General features: G+C 59.3%; 9 protein-coding genes and 1 tRNA gene. 4 read left to right on the top strand and 6 right to left on the bottom strand.

All coding sequences use genetic code 11. The features are described from left to right. The first annotated feature begins 321 nt into the window (after positions 1-321). From U0S50_RS08130 to U0S50_RS08120, 3 genes are all read left to right on the top strand, one after another. The gene (locus U0S50_RS08130) at positions 322-696 is read left to right on the top strand and encodes a BlaI/MecI/CopY family transcriptional regulator (RefSeq protein ID WP_322308259.1); all 375 of its coding nucleotides are present in this window, start codon (positions 322-324) and stop codon (positions 694-696) included. Next, the gene (locus U0S50_RS08125; RefSeq protein WP_322308258.1) at positions 696-2411 is read left to right on the top strand and encodes a M56 family metallopeptidase; all 1716 of its coding nucleotides are present in this window, start codon (positions 696-698) and stop codon (positions 2409-2411) included. The genes U0S50_RS08130 and U0S50_RS08125 overlap by 1 nt, the downstream gene beginning before the upstream one ends. A gap of 181 nt (positions 2412-2592) precedes the next feature. Continuing rightward, on the top strand, positions 2593-4689 hold the full coding sequence (locus U0S50_RS08120; RefSeq protein ID WP_322308257.1) for a TonB-dependent receptor plug domain-containing protein: 2097 nt from the start codon (positions 2593-2595) through the stop codon (positions 4687-4689). A gap of 280 nt (positions 4690-4969) precedes the next feature. Here the strand turns inward: U0S50_RS08120 and U0S50_RS08115 are convergent, their stop codons facing one another. Then, entirely contained in the window at positions 4970-7150 is a 2181-nt protein-coding gene (locus tag U0S50_RS08115; RefSeq protein WP_322308281.1) for a zinc-dependent metalloprotease, read from the bottom strand. On the opposite strand from U0S50_RS08115, the gene U0S50_RS08110 reads away from it, so the two are divergent. After that, positions 7142-7321 carry a hypothetical protein gene (locus tag U0S50_RS08110; protein WP_322308282.1) on the top strand — a complete coding sequence of 60 codons (180 nt, stop codon included), beginning with the start codon at positions 7142-7144 and terminating at the stop codon, positions 7319-7321. The genes U0S50_RS08115 and U0S50_RS08110 overlap by 9 nt on opposite strands. 328 nt (positions 7322-7649) lie before the next feature. On the opposite strand, the gene U0S50_RS08105 is transcribed toward U0S50_RS08110, so the two are convergent. The 5 genes from U0S50_RS08105 to U0S50_RS08085 all read right to left on the bottom strand — a co-directional run bounded on the left by U0S50_RS08105 (position 7650) and on the right by U0S50_RS08085 (position 13963). Then, the gene (locus tag U0S50_RS08105; protein WP_322308256.1) at positions 7650-11162 is read right to left on the bottom strand and encodes a TonB-dependent receptor; all 3513 of its coding nucleotides are present in this window, start codon (positions 11160-11162) and stop codon (positions 7650-7652) included. A 115-nt stretch (positions 11163-11277) separates the two neighbouring features. Then, entirely contained in the window at positions 11278-12399 is a 1122-nt protein-coding gene (locus U0S50_RS08100) for a FecR family protein (protein WP_322308255.1), read from the bottom strand. Continuing rightward, positions 12396-12932: an RNA polymerase sigma factor gene (locus U0S50_RS08095; protein WP_322308254.1), complete on the bottom strand. Its 537-nt coding sequence runs from the start codon at positions 12930-12932 to the stop codon at positions 12396-12398. Before U0S50_RS08095 ends, U0S50_RS08100 begins: the two co-directional genes overlap by 4 nt. A 75-nt stretch (positions 12933-13007) precedes the next feature. Further along, a tRNA-Asn gene (locus U0S50_RS08090) sits at positions 13008-13082 on the bottom strand. A 110-nt stretch (positions 13083-13192) separates the two neighbouring features. Then, positions 13193-13963: an NAD kinase gene (locus U0S50_RS08085; protein ID WP_322308253.1), complete on the bottom strand. Its 771-nt coding sequence runs from the start codon at positions 13961-13963 to the stop codon at positions 13193-13195. Positions 13964-13974 lie beyond the last annotated feature (11 nt).

Raw genomic sequence — 13974 nt, 5'->3', positions numbered from 1 at the left:
CCCCGCCGAGATCGCCGGCCAATGGTCCTGGGGGCATGCCCCCAGGACCATTGCCATCCCATCAATCAACCATCATGAAGGAGCCGGACTCTACCTCTGACTGGTAACAATCAGGGGAGCACGTCAGACGGCTCGCCATCCCGTGTCAGTCGCTCGCTGGCGTCTGGATGGATGTCCAGAAGGAGCCCTTAATCGCCGACGGCCATCTCACCGTACCGTTTTTCCTTTGCGCGGCCCCTCCGTATTGCTCGGATAAAACTCCTTGCCAAGCAAGCGCTACATTTGTAGCACGCTACAAATGTAGCGCTTGAGGTGAGTCGCATGCTGTCCAGTCTGCCCCCGCGGGAACGCGAAATCGTCGATATTCTTTATGAGCGCGGTGCGTCGACCGTGACAGAGATCGGAGAGGCGCTTGTCGACGAACTGTCGGGTTCGGCAATCCGTGCAATGTTGAAGCGCCTAGAGGCGAAGGGCTTTGTAGCCCGTGAGGCATCGGATCGCGGCTTTGTCTATGCGCCGAGCGTGTCGGACAAGACGGCGCGCAAGTCGGCGCTGAGCCAGGTCGTCCGTGTCTTCTTCAACGGCTCAGCAACGAGCGCTGCGGCCGCGTTGCTCGGTATGCAGGACGAGATGAGCAATGCCGAACTCGACGAACTCGAACAGATGATCGCCAAAGCGCGCGAAGGGAGAGGGTGATGCTGGCCACCGCGATGCTGTTGGGCCTGGCCTGGAAATCCGTCGTCGTTGCAGCAGTGACGCTCGGCCTGCTGCGCCTTGCGCGGAGGCGATCCGCCAGCGAACGGTCGATGATTGCGCACGCTGGCCTGGCGGCGTTGCTCGCACTGCCCGCCGCGGTCCTGTTGTTGCCGCGATGGACGCCGCTTCCGGCGAGTTGGTCCTTCGAACCCGCTGCGCCAGTGGCCGAAACTGCAATGACAAAGTGGGTGGCGGTGGATCCGGTACCTGCCGCGGCGTCGCTCCCCGCCGTTGCGGACAGCGCCGAATGGGCCTCGCCTGTCTTTCTGTGGAACGACCTTGTCACCTTTCTCTATCTTTGCCCGCTCGCGCTTCTGTCTGGAGTGATGATGCTGGCGGTTGTGCGGCTGTTTGCGATGCGCGGGCGCGCCGAGATATTGGTTGAGAGTTCGTGGCTGTCGGCACTTGCCGAGGCACAGCGGCGCATGGGATTTAAACATGGCACCGCGCTTTTGGTCAGCGGGGAGTTGCGCTCACCGATCAGCTGGGGCGTGTTGCGCCCGACGATCGTCCTGAGCCCGAAGGCGGTCGCCGCATCGGGTGAAGCCGAAGCGATCATCGCGCACGAACTGGCGCATGTCGCCCGGCTTGACTGGGCGAAATTGCTCGGCGCGCGTGTCGCTTGCGCGGTTTTCTGGTTCAATCCGCTGGTGTGGATGCTGGGGCGCGAGAGTCATCAATTGCGCGAGGAGGCCGCCGACGATGCAGTGCTTATGGCCAATATCGACGGCCCCGATTATGCGACGTTGCTCGTCGGCGCGGCGCGCCACGACAATCAGGGGGTGTTGCTCGCGGCACACGGCGTTGCGCCTGCCAAGGATAGTCTGAAGCGCCGGATCACGCGGGTGCTCGATGGCAGCTTGAAGCGTGGCCCTGCGAGCGCAAGCTGGACGCTCATGATCCTGGTCGCGCTCGGGGGCATCACCGTGCCGCTCGCCGCATTTTCGGCGACGGCCAAGCCCGAATCGGCGGCGGACGCCTACACCGCCGTTGCCTCGGTCGGTCAGGACGTCCGCGTGATGTCGTCGGTCTCGGCTGTCGCGGAAGGCGGCACCGAGGAGGTGGCCGCGAGCGCAACTGAGCAACCGCTGAGAGTCGAAGAACTGGCGGGCATGCGTGCGGTTGGAGCAACCCCAGCCTATGTCGCGGAAATGCGTGAACATAAGGGGTCGATGAGTGCCGGCGAGATCATCGGAGCCAAGGCTGCGGGCGTCGATCCAGCCTATATTCGGGCAATGCGCGGCATTTTTCCGGGGGTGGATGTCGACGAGCTGATCAGCGCTTCGGCCCTGCATATCGAACCGACTTTTGCACGCGACATGAAATCGCATTTTCCCGATATCAGGATCGATGATGTCATTGCGCTGCGGGCGACGGGGGTCGACTGTGACTTCGTCACCGACATGCGCAGGGCTGGCGTGAAGATGCGCAGTCCCGACGATGCGATCAAGCTGCGCGCAACCGGCGGGTTTCGCGCGGTGAAGCCCCGGCCAGTAACGACGTCGCGACCGATATCAAGGGCCGGGCCAGATGGTAATGTCGCCGTTGTCGATATGCAGCGCGGCGTGATCGAGGCGCGGCGGGACGATGGGCAGACAGCGCGGATCGCATTCCCACAGACGCCCGAACCACCCGAACCGCCTGTCCGCGACTGACGCCCGGACATTCGTCCGCAGCGACTGACGATTAACCGAAACCCGAGTCAAAATTGCCGCTGCAGCGGCGAGCGATGGCGCTCGCCCGCCGCAGGGAGGGAGGAGTGTGCGAAATGAAAATCCCGTATCTTGCCGGCAGCGCCGCGCTGATATCGAACCGCCCGGCGAGGGAGTTTTCCAAGTGAAGCGGTGGAGCAGCGTGATTGCGGTTGCGGCCGTACTGTCCGCCCCCGCGCTGGCGCAGGAGTCGGGATCGCCAACGGTCGACACCCCGCCGCCTGCGTCGGCCGAGAGCGCCCCGACCGCGACGAACCCGGTACGGCAAGTCTATTTGTCCGCCGATTTTGCACGCTATGCACCGAACAATGCCTATGACATGCTGATTCAGGCGCCGGGATTCCAGATACGCGACAACGAAAATCTGCGCGGGTTGGGGCAGGCGACGGGTAATGTCCTTTTCAATGGCAAGCGGCCATCGAACAAGGCCGACAATATGTATATCCAGCTGTCGCGTATCCCCGCCAGCAATGTCGAACGGATCGAGATCATCGATGGCGCGACGCTCGACATCCCCGGCTTGTCGGGACAGGTTGCCAATATCGTTTATCGCGCCGATGCTTTTTCGGGGCAATTCTCATGGAAACCGGAATTTCGCGCGCACTACACCGATCCGTTGTTCACCCGCGCCGACGTGTCGGTGCGCGGCCGAGCCGGGCTGATCGAATATGAGGTTGCACTGAACAACGACGATTCGGCGCGAAGCGGCGCGGGCGGTCCAACTTTGATCTATGACGGCGCGGGTCGTGTGACCGAACGGCGTCAGGACATCTGGAATACCCATTATGATGCGCCGAAGTTGTCGGGACGGATCAGTTGGGACCCGGCGGGGGATACGGTCGCCAACGTCGGCGGGCATTATCAACGCAAATATGACCGTTATTATGAGGATGGTTTTCGCACCGGGCCTGGGCTGCTGGACCGTGTCCGTACCGTCTATCAGAATGAAGATAGCTGGAATTACGAGATCAGCGGCGATTATCAATTCGGGTTCGGGCCAGGCAAGCTGAAGCTGATCGGGCTTCGCCGTTTTAGTCATGAACCTTACCGCCAGGAGATTGTCACGACGCCGGAGAGTGGTGTCGTGACCGGCGACCGCTTCATCCAGACCGGTGACATCGGCGAGACGATTGGCCGCGGCGAATATCAGTGGAAGATGCTGGGCGGCGACTGGCAGTTGTCGGGGGAGGCAGCGTTCAACACGCTCGACAATGTGGCGTCGATCGCGGTGCTCGATCCCAAGGGGGCGTGGGTCGGTCAGCCCTTCGAAGGTGGCACTGGCGGGGTAAGCGAGGATCGGTACGAAGGCCTTTTGAGCTTCGGACGCAAGCTGGCCGACGAACTGAGTTTCCAGATCATCGCCGGCGCGGAACATTCGACGATCACCCAGACCGGAATGAACGGACTGACCCGCAGCTTCTTCCGGCCGAAGGGGTCGATATCGCTGGCGTGGACGCCGTCGCCCGATTTCGACATATCGGTAAAAATGCGCCGACGCGTGCTCCAGCTCAGCTTCTACGATTTCCTTGCGCGCGCGTTCCTGAATGACGGGAACCAGAATGAGAGCAACAACGATCTTCGTCCACAGCAGGATTGGACCTATGAAGCTGAGATCAACAAGACGTTCGGCGCGTGGGGCTCGACGAAGATTATCTTGATCTTTCGCGACGTCGAGGACCGCGTGGATGTCATCCCTGTCGGCGCCGATGGGGAGGCGGTTGGCAATATAGCCAAAGCCAAAGCGGGCGCGATAGACTGGACCGCAACAATCAACCTCGATCCAGCAGGGATCAAGGGTATGAAGCTGGAGCCGCGGCTTTTGCTGCAGAAAAGCTCGCTTCGCGATCCCTTTACGGGCGAGAAGAGGCAGTGGAACGGCTTTACCGATACGGAGATCAGCCTGGGCTTACGCCACGACATTCCGGGCAGCGAATGGGCTTGGGGCGGCAACGCTCAATATGCGCATTATCAGCCCAACTATCGCCGTACCCAGATCGACAAAGTGTGGGAAGGGCCGGTCTGGGCATCGGTTTTTGTGGAACGCAAGGACGTCCTCGGCCTGACCGTCCGCGCGTCGATCCGCAACATCGCGAATGCCCGCTCGAGGCGCGACCGCACCGCCTATACGGCCGTGCGCGGTGAAAGCCCGGTAAGGTTCGTGGAGGATCGCAATCGATTGATTGGCCCGATCTTTTCCTTCTCGGTGCGTGGGAAATTCTGAGCGAACAAGATCGCGGGATCCCGAAGCGTCACATCAGGATCTGTTTCGACGACGGGCACCGGCTCGATCCAGGGTAGATGGAAAACGTGACCGGCCCCTTGGCGACGCAACCCCGGCGCGTTTGCTGTCGGATCGGACAAGTAACGACCTGCTTCGCTCCTCGCCACAGGCTCTGCTGGGCGGGGCATTGCTTTAACCGCGCTTGTGCGCAACAGAATCTGTTGGGAGAAAGATTCAAGTGCAATAAGCAGATTTTGTTGCAGAAATATCGGAAATTTCTCTATATTCTTTTATTTTCTTTCAATTCCATCTTAATATATTCAGAAATATATCTCCTTGATGATTGTGTATCGGCATCTCCGTTCCCCTGATGTTTCTTCATAATTTTTTCTATTTTTCGCAGGATTGAATATATTTCTGGTTTTGCTAGATCAATTCGCGTGTTGGAGCTGTTGTAGGTAGAGATTAGCTTTTCAACAACTTTGATGTGCAGGTTGCGCCTGTAGGCATTCACTGACCCTTTGAGATCGTCAGCATAAACCTGGTCGAACATGTCCGAGAACATGTCCGACAATCGATAGTTAGAGCCAAGGTTCGGTGCGATTAACAATCGTTCGAGCGTGGCTGGGTGCAGAAGATGATCAATAGCCGAAAATTGAACCTTCCACGCTTCGTCAATCACATTCGGCACGCGAACCCCGCTCATCCCACGGCGTTGTTCGATTAGCAGCGAAAGATAAGCCGGATCGAAGGCAAAGGCGTCAGGCGCGAAAACATACTGACCAAGCGCCGCGATCGCACGCCGCTGCTCGGTACCGTCGACGGGCCGCAGCGGCGCCACCTCTCCCTTGCCTAGCGGAGCGATATCGCGGTCTACATAGATGCCGCCAACAAATCGCGACATGGCAAGTGCGTGCTGGCGGTACATGGTCATCATCAACTCATGCGCCTCCAGCAGTTCGCTGTTACTCAATCCCCTCTGCGAAAAGCGCTGGGGTATCTGCTTCAGAGCGCTACGGATCAGCTCGATTTGGCCGGCAGCGAAGGCGAGCGGGTCGCTGGACATGTCATAGGGGATAACGCGCGGGTCCATCCCCCGGCCGGTCGATCGCATATCCTCTGCGTCATTGCCGTAAAGATAACCGGGCGTTCCGGCACGTGCGAGGTGCGCGTCGCGATGGGTGGGGTCGTCCATCCGGTCGTCATAGCCATATCCGATCGCCCAGCGATCATATGGACCAAGCTTGTCGGGATAGGCCGCAATGTGGGGCGAGCTGCCGGGCAGGACATTGGTGGCTGGGTAATCCATGACCGAACCGGTGATCGATTCAGTAGGGTCGAGCTCCCCCTTCAGCTCAGCTATCGAGCGATAGAAGGATCCCTTCATATTGTGGGTCAGGCCCAGCGTGTGCCCGACCTCATGCATCACCAGATAGCGCAGGCTGTCCTGTACAAGCTTTTTTAGCTGATCCTCGTCGGCGCTGCCCGCCGCAACAACGCCAGCCTTCAGCATCGTCGAAGCGAAATCGAGCGAAAGGCGCATCTGGTGCTGGAAATCGCCATGCCATTCGCCATGGCTTTCCGCCGCCAGGGCTTCGACGCTTTCGGCGCCGGGGAGCAACTTGTCCAGCAACAGCTGGCGGCTGACGCTCTTCTGCTCCAATATGATGTTGGCGGCCAGTATCTCGCCGGTGCGCGGGTTGATCACACTGGGGCCATAGCCGTTGAAAATCGGGCTGGGCGAAGCGATCCACTGAATGACGTTATAGCGGGCGTCGCCCGGCTTCCAGTCTGCGTTATCGGGCTGGATTTTCACCTCGATGGCGTTCTGGAAACCTGCGGCCTCAAACGGCTCGTTCCAGGCCAACGCCGCCTGGCGGATCGTTTCGCGATATTCGGTCGGCGTGCTGTTCTGAATCCAGAAGATGATCGGCTTTTCTACCGGCGATACGGCCGCTGCGGGGTCTTTCTTCGTCAACTTCCAGCGGCGAATCTTGTCCTCGTGCGCAATGCCTTCCACCACGCCAAGATTGGTTTTCTGCACCGTGAAGAAACCGACGCGGGCATCCTCGTCGCGCGGGCGATAGTCCGAGGCAGGAAGCGGAGTGAAATTATGCTGAAGCAGCACGCTCGCCGGGCGCGGACCCTTTTTGAAATCAAAGACATATTCGACCAGCACTGCGCTGTTGCTCGGGAAATTGGCAACCTCGACAATCGACGTTTTCGATTTGCTGAGGCTGGGGTTGAAGCCCAGCATCGACAAGAGCGGCGAGCTGTTGCTGCCGAGGCGCAGCAGATCGGTGCCTGCGAACAAGCCGTTCGCTGCCACGACGATGCGGCCGCTATCCTTGTCGCTGGCAACGACATTCATCGTCGCCATCACCGATCCGCGGTTGTTGATCGACGCGGCGCGCGCGAGCGGGCTGGATTCGTCGATCACATAATCGGTCGATTGTCGCACGACATCGATCTGGTTGAAACGGCGGCGAAAACTGACGACGTAATTTTCCTGAATCTGCCCGGCCACGCCCAGATCGGCGAGCAGGCCCAGCAGACCGCTGACCCCGCTCTGCACATAATTATGATAGATGTATTCTGGGCCGATCTGCGCGGGCGCCAGTTCCAAGAATAGCGTACCAGCTTCCTTGTCGCGATAGATGGGGAACAGACCGGCAATCCGTTCCTTGTCCTTCACAAACTCCGACAGCGGCTTGATCTTAGGCTTGGGCTTGTCACCCTCCTTACCGCCCTTGTCGCCGCTGTCCTTGTCCCCCTTGGCGCAATCATCGCCTTCGCAGCCGCTATCCTGAAATGCCAACTCTTGCTGCTGGGCATCCTGGGCCAGAACGGCGGGACCAGTCGACAACAACCCGAAAAGGGCCAAGGTAATAGTGGCGCTGGTCCCGCGAAAAGCCATGAGCGATCCTTTAATGAATAAGAGAGGGAGAAGAGGGGGGGGGCTAGAAGCGCGCCTTCAGGCCCATTGTGACGGTGCGTCCGCCATTGAATTGATAGACGTCGGGGTAATAATAGTTCGCGCCCCCTGACACGAATTTCGAAGTTACTGCGCGACGAAGATCGATTTCCCGAGAGCCGCGCAGCAAGTCGTCGCCTTGCAGATAGATCGTCCAGAATGTTCCTAGCTTGTCAAAGCTATAGGACAGCCGCACGTCGAGCGTGTCGTAAGACGGCAATTCCTCGTCAAGCCCGTGGACCTCATACACATCGGGGGTTGCCGACTGATAACTATAGATGACTCGGCCTTCGAAGCCGTCGCGTTCATAGCTGAGCGAGGCGTTATATACCCACGCAGCCTGATCGGCGAGCGGACGGTTGACGGTGAAGGATCCCAGCGTTCCATCGTCGTTGCGGCCCGACAACAGTGTCGGGAAATCCCCCTTCGTATAGGTCAGATTGCCCAGGAAGGTGAAATCCTTGAGGAAGCCAGGCAGGAAGTTCAGCTGACGGATCGCTTCCAGCTCAAAACCATATATGGTTCCGCCCTCGCCGTTGACCGGGCGATTACGCTCGAAGATGGTTTCGTCGTTGAACGCTACCAGATCAGGTCGGGTGTTCGCAAGGTCGCCGAAATAGGCGATGACATCATCCCGCACGCTGGAATCCGCGCCGTCCTGGAACAGGACGTTGGTGAAATTGTTGCGCACCTTCTTGTAAAAGAAGCTCGCGCTCAAAAGCCCCGGACTGTCATCGAAATAATAGGACAGGTTAAGGTCGAAATTGTCCGTTTTGGTGGGCTTCAGATCCGGATTGGCTTCGCGGATGACCGCGCGATTCACCGTGGGACGCAGGTCGAGCGAAACCGAACGCGAACGGCGGATCAACCGCAGATCGGGATTAACCGTGGAACGGAAATAAGCCAGCCGCGCGACGATGTTCGATTGCGGACGAATGTTGATGATCGCGCTCGGCGTCCAAATATCCTGCGTACCCGACAGGTCGGTAAACTCTACCAGATTGTTGAGGACGAAAGTTTCGCGGGGCTCGGAAATGCCCGATGCCAGACGCACCGAAGGCGAGCTCAACGAACGGCCGCTGCGATAGAAGCGCTCATAGCGCGCGCCGCCGACCAGTTCGACGATGCCAAAGGTCAGCTTGCTTTCGATATAGCCCGCCGAACGCTCTTCGACCGTCTTCGTCGGGACCAGACCGCCAGTGTCGAGGATCGGGTCGAACGCCCGCCGATCGGCATAGGTGAAGCGCGCTTCGTTGAACGGCGTCGAAGGATCATCCACCAACAGACCGGACAATCCATCAAAAATTGCCGAGACCGAGTTGCTGTTCAGGAAAGGCGCGCGAAAAGAGCCTGCACCGACATCCGAAAGTACGCTCCTGTCGGTCAAGCCCGATCCGAAATAATCGAGCCCCGTCTCGCGGCCAGCGATGCGTAGATAGCTTTCAACCGCTTTGAGGCTGCCCACCGACGTTGAAGCGAAAAGCTCGTCGGCGCTGCCCCGCGTCGAGCGGTCATATTTACCGCCCACCTCTATATAATCGAACCAATCCGGCTCTGGCTGAAAGCGCGCGCTACCCTCCGCTAGATAAGAGCGCGTCGGGCTGTTGGTCAGCGTCCGGTTGGCCGACGTCAGGCTGTAATTGGCCGGGTCGTTCAGATAGTCGGCGCCCGCCTGGCTAAGCGAGAGAACCGGAAGGCCATTGGGCTGAAAAATCACGCCTCCATCGACCACGCGCGGCGTCCGCGCCGCGTCATCGTCGGGATTGATAATGATTGTTGCTGGATCGATCAGGTCGACCAGATTGGTCGCCGCATTGCCGAGCAGCGAAAAATTGACATTCTTCGAACGCGACCGGCTTTTCGAATAGCCAGCTTTATATTTGAAGGTCCAGCGATCGAGATTGGTCTCGCCCCGAAAACTGATGCTGTCCTGAACCGTGCTAATGTCGGTGACGTTGTAAGACAAATTGGGGCGCAGCGATGCCAGCACGGCGCGACGACGAACCTCGCCGTCCAGTTCGGCGATCGGCATGTCGACCCCGCTGGTCAGGAAGCTGGCAGTCGTTCGTGACGTTTCTGTATAAGCGTCGCGCTGGATGCGCTGCAGGTCGAGCCGCAATCGCGTCGTGCTGCTGATGTCCCAAGCAAAATTCAGCGATGCGGTCAGATTTTCCTCTTCGCGATTGCGTTTCAGATAGCTAACCCCGCTTACCAGCCGTTTGTTGAGCTCCTCATCAAAAGGGAAACGCATGCTCGCCGGCACCAGCGTAACGCTGGTATAACCAGCCGGCAGAACGGGCGGCAACGAGTTCGTAATGTCCGCACCATAGTTCAGCCGGTCGGTTTTGCGATATTGCACCGTTGCGACGACGCCCAGATTGTCGGTGATGCGTGCGCCCAGCGTGCCGTTGACCTGATACTCGCCGCCAAAATCGCGGTCGAAATTGGTCTCACCCTCTATGCCCAGACTAAGCGTCAGCTTATCATAATCGAGGCCCGACTTGGTTTCGATTTCGACAAGCCCTCCCGACCCCGAACTTTCGTGGCTGGGCAGCAAGGATTTGTGGATCGTGATCTGGGAGACATTGTCGGCCAGAAAGCCCGATAAATCGACCGTCCGCTCAAAACCCGTGCCCTGCAGGTCAAGGCCGTTGAGCTGGATATTGATCGCCTCCGACGAAAAACCGCGGACGGTAATACGCTGCCCCTCGCCCGTGTCGTCGGCGCGGCCGAAGGCGACGCCCGGCACACGGCGGAGCGCTTCCGACACCGTTTCGGCGGGAAAGCTGCCGAGCAGGTCGGATGACACGATGGTCGCACTGTTGGCCGCGCGAAGCTGCTGGTTCAGCGCGCGCTGCAGGCTGCTCGAATAGCCCATAACGACAATCTCGCCGCTGTCCTTGCCGAACGACAAGGTCATCCGTTGGCGCTCAAAGCTACCGGTCGGGATCGCAAAGCCCTGGTCGGATTCGCCAAGATAGCTGACGATAAGCTCACGGGCGTTGCCCGGAACTGCGGGGATGAAAAAATGCCCGCGCTCGTCGGTCGTGGTCGTAAGCGTGGTGCCGACAACAAGGATTTTCGCGCCCGGCAGAGCCGCACCTGTAGCTTTATTGGCAAGCAGGCCCGAAATATTGGCCGCTTCGCCCGTTTCGGTGGCCCCCGTTCCTTCGCCTTGGAGCGAGTAGACAGTTTCGGACAGGCGTATGGCGGTCAGCCCGGTCTCGCTGAGCAGGCGCTTCAGCGCGTCGGCAGTCGCAAACCGTCCCTTTAGCTTAGGAGCCCTGAGTGAACGCACCAGATCGGGTGAATAGATAATGTCAATGTCGGCCTGTTCGGCGAAACGTAGCAGTGCCCCGTCGAGCGATTGCGCTTCGATGTCGAAATCGCGTGCGGCTGTCTTTGAACCTTCACTTTCCTGCGCCATTACAGGAATGGTCAAGGCTGTGACGCTCACGCCAGCCAGAAAGATGGCGGCGGCCGTAACACCAGTTTTCATTATTTTCCCCTCGTCGCTTGCCCTGGAGGGACCGTTCGGTTCCCTTGTCCCCAGCAAGACGCGCGAGTGGCTCAGTCCCTCACTATATTTTTTTGAGTTTCATCAATCGATTGATTTAATTTGAAATTTTTTCTCGCCGCGGGATCAGGGTCAGGTCGCCTGATGGCGCGCTGCGATCGACTTCTACCGCAAAGCTCGATTGCAATGCTTCGGCGAAACGCGATGCTGACTGGATGCGAAAGGTTCCGCTGACTTTGATCGTGTCCAACTGCCGGTCGCCGATGATCAGCTTTTCGCGCGAATAGCGGTTAATCTCTTCGACTACCTGCGGCAACGGCTCATCGTGGAATATCAACCGGCCCTGCCGCCAGCCGGCCGCGCGGTCCAGATTGGCTTTCCGTATCTGAAAGGAGGTGCTGGCTTGGGTCAGCAACTCCTCGCCTGGCCGAAGCTGTGCCGACTGGGTGGGCACGCCAGCCTGGACCCGATCTACACGCACGCGTCCTTCGAGCAATGTCACGACCGCCTCGCCCTGTTCGCTTCGTACCGTAAAGACAGTGCCAAGAGCTGTGACCCGGCTGTCCCGAGCATTGACTACGAATGGGCGCCTCTTGTCATGCGCGACACGAAACAGGGCTTCGCCGCGCATCAGATTGAGGTTGCGCGTGCCCCCAGCGAAATCCACTTCGACCAGTGACGCCGTGTTCAGTTCGATGACCGATCCGTCGGGAAGGGTGAAGGAGGCTCGCTCTCCCAATTCGGTGCGATACTGCGATCGAAAGGGCGCGGCATCCGCAACTTGGGGGCGACTTTCAAGCGGAGCAGGTATAGGCACAACCGGCTCCGTCGGCCGCGTCGCGGGCGTCGCAATCTGGAGCTGCGGTTCGCCCAGCAGATACGACTGAGTAAGGAGCAGCGTCGACGTTGCAAAGGCGGCGACCAACACCGCTGCGACCAGCCCCCAACGCGACTTGCGGTGAACTGGCTCGACCGACAGTGCCGCCATGCGCAATTCCATAATTGCAGGATCGCCAGCTATCGCGTCCAATCCCCGCGCGCGTTCGGACAGGCAGTCATAGGCTTCAGCATGGCGATTGTCGGCATCGCGCCATTGCCAATAACGATCCCAATCTCCATCACTGGCGCTTTCGTGGGTCAAGCGGGCATACCAGGTCGCGGCCTGCTGAACGACCGCACTCGGGAATTCGTCATCGGCGTCCATCGAAGCGATGCTCATTTCTTTCTATCCAACCGCGTAAATATCTGTGCCAGCGCCGATGCCATATGCTTTTCCACAGAGCTGACCGATATTCCCAAACGATCTGCTATCTCTCTATATTTAAAGTGTTCGAAACGTTGGAGCATGAATATCGTCCTTGTACGCTCCGGCAACTCCAAAAGCGCTTTTTGAACCGCGCGCATATCCTCCCTGCCTGTTAAGACGCGCTCGGGAGAGATTTCCTCAATCTGCTCGCCCTCATTTTCCTGCCCTACCTCAAAGCGCCGCCGTGTGGCCTGTCGGCGATAACGGTCGCGCAGCAGATTGGACGCCGTCTGGAAAATATAGGCCTCGGCATTGTCGAGCGAATGCGTATCACCGCGGTCGAGCAGGCGCAGAAATAGTGTTTGCACCAGATCATCAACGTCGGCGGGATTGTTGATCCGCTTACGAAAATAGGCACGCAGCGGCGCCTGATAGCGCGCGATCAAGCGGCGCACCTGTTCGTCCGGCTCTATCCGGCGTTGGGTTTCAGGGGGCAAGCTGCTCACCGACGCGCCTATGGAGCAGGGAGCGACCCATCGTCAATGACGACCCAGGACGCAACGAAGAGTGGAACGAAGAAATGGCTCCCCGGGTAGGATTCGAACCTACGACCGATCGATTAACAGTCGATTGCTCTACCGCTGAGCTACCGAGGAACAGTCCGGCGATCCAGACGAGGCGGACCCTTTGCCTCCAACGCGGATATTTAGCAAGGGGGTTTCCGCAATATTTTGTTGTGATGCCGCAATCGCGCCGGAACGGGCCGTCAAACGACGAACTGTTCCATCGCGATGCGTTCGTCGAGGCCCTGATCGGGATCGAATAGCAGCGTTAGCGGACGGCTGCGGTCGGTGGTGACGCGCACCGTCTTTACATCGCGAATCTCGCGCTGGTCGGCGACCGCGCTTACGGGGCGCTTGGCTGCTTCACGAACGTTGAATCGGATGCTGGTCGATTCGGGAACCAGCGCGCCGCGCCAGCGTCGCGGGCGGAACGGGCTGATCGGGGTCAGCGCCAGCATTTCCGATTCCAGCGGCAGGATAGGGCCGTTGGCGGACAGGTTATAGGCGGTCGATCCTGCCGGAGTTGCAACCAGCACCCCGTCGCAGGCGAGTTCCTCCAGCATCTGCCGTTCATTGATCAGCACTTCCAGCTTTGCAGCCTGGCGCGTTTCGCGCAGCAGAGAAATTTCGTTGATCGCAGGCAAAATGTGCCGCTCGCCGCTGATGGTCGTGATGTCGCCCTGAAGCGGGTGGATCAGGAAAGGGCGGGCGTCGGTGATTCGGTCGAGCAGCCCCTCGACGCGAAATTCGTTCATCAAAAAGCCGACCGTGCCGCGGTTCATGCCGAACACCGGCATGCTGCGCCGTTGGTCGAGCAGCTGGTGCAGCATGTGGAGTAGAAAGCCGTCGCCGCCCAGCGCGATCAGCATGTCGGCTTCGCCGAGTTCGACGAAATCATAGAGCGGCCGCAGTTCGGCTTCGGCCTCTTGCGCCGCCGGCGTGTTCGACGCGACCAGCGCGATCTTGCGTTGCATCTCGATCCCCC

The organism is Sphingopyxis sp. (assembly GCF_034380315.1).
In the GTDB taxonomy this organism is placed as follows: domain Bacteria; phylum Pseudomonadota; class Alphaproteobacteria; order Sphingomonadales; family Sphingomonadaceae; genus Sphingopyxis.
This window is presented reverse-complemented; position numbering and strand designations above follow the sequence as displayed.

What these genes read in the sequence shown, in the direction of transcription:
- U0S50_RS08100 (WP_322308255.1), bottom strand. Translation starts at nt 12,399, where the DNA reads ATGAGCATCGCTTCGATGGACGCCGATGACGAATTCCCGAGTGCGGTC.
- U0S50_RS08085 (WP_322308253.1), bottom strand. Translation starts at nt 13,963, where the DNA reads ATGCAACGCAAGATCGCGCTGGTCGCGTCGAACACGCCGGCGGCGCAA.
- U0S50_RS08125 (WP_322308258.1), top strand. Translation starts at nt 696, where the DNA reads ATGCTGGCCACCGCGATGCTGTTGGGCCTGGCCTGGAAATCCGTCGTC.
- U0S50_RS08130 (WP_322308259.1), top strand. Translation starts at nt 322, where the DNA reads ATGCTGTCCAGTCTGCCCCCGCGGGAACGCGAAATCGTCGATATTCTT.
- U0S50_RS08105 (WP_322308256.1), bottom strand. Translation starts at nt 11,162, where the DNA reads ATGAAAACTGGTGTTACGGCCGCCGCCATCTTTCTGGCTGGCGTGAGC.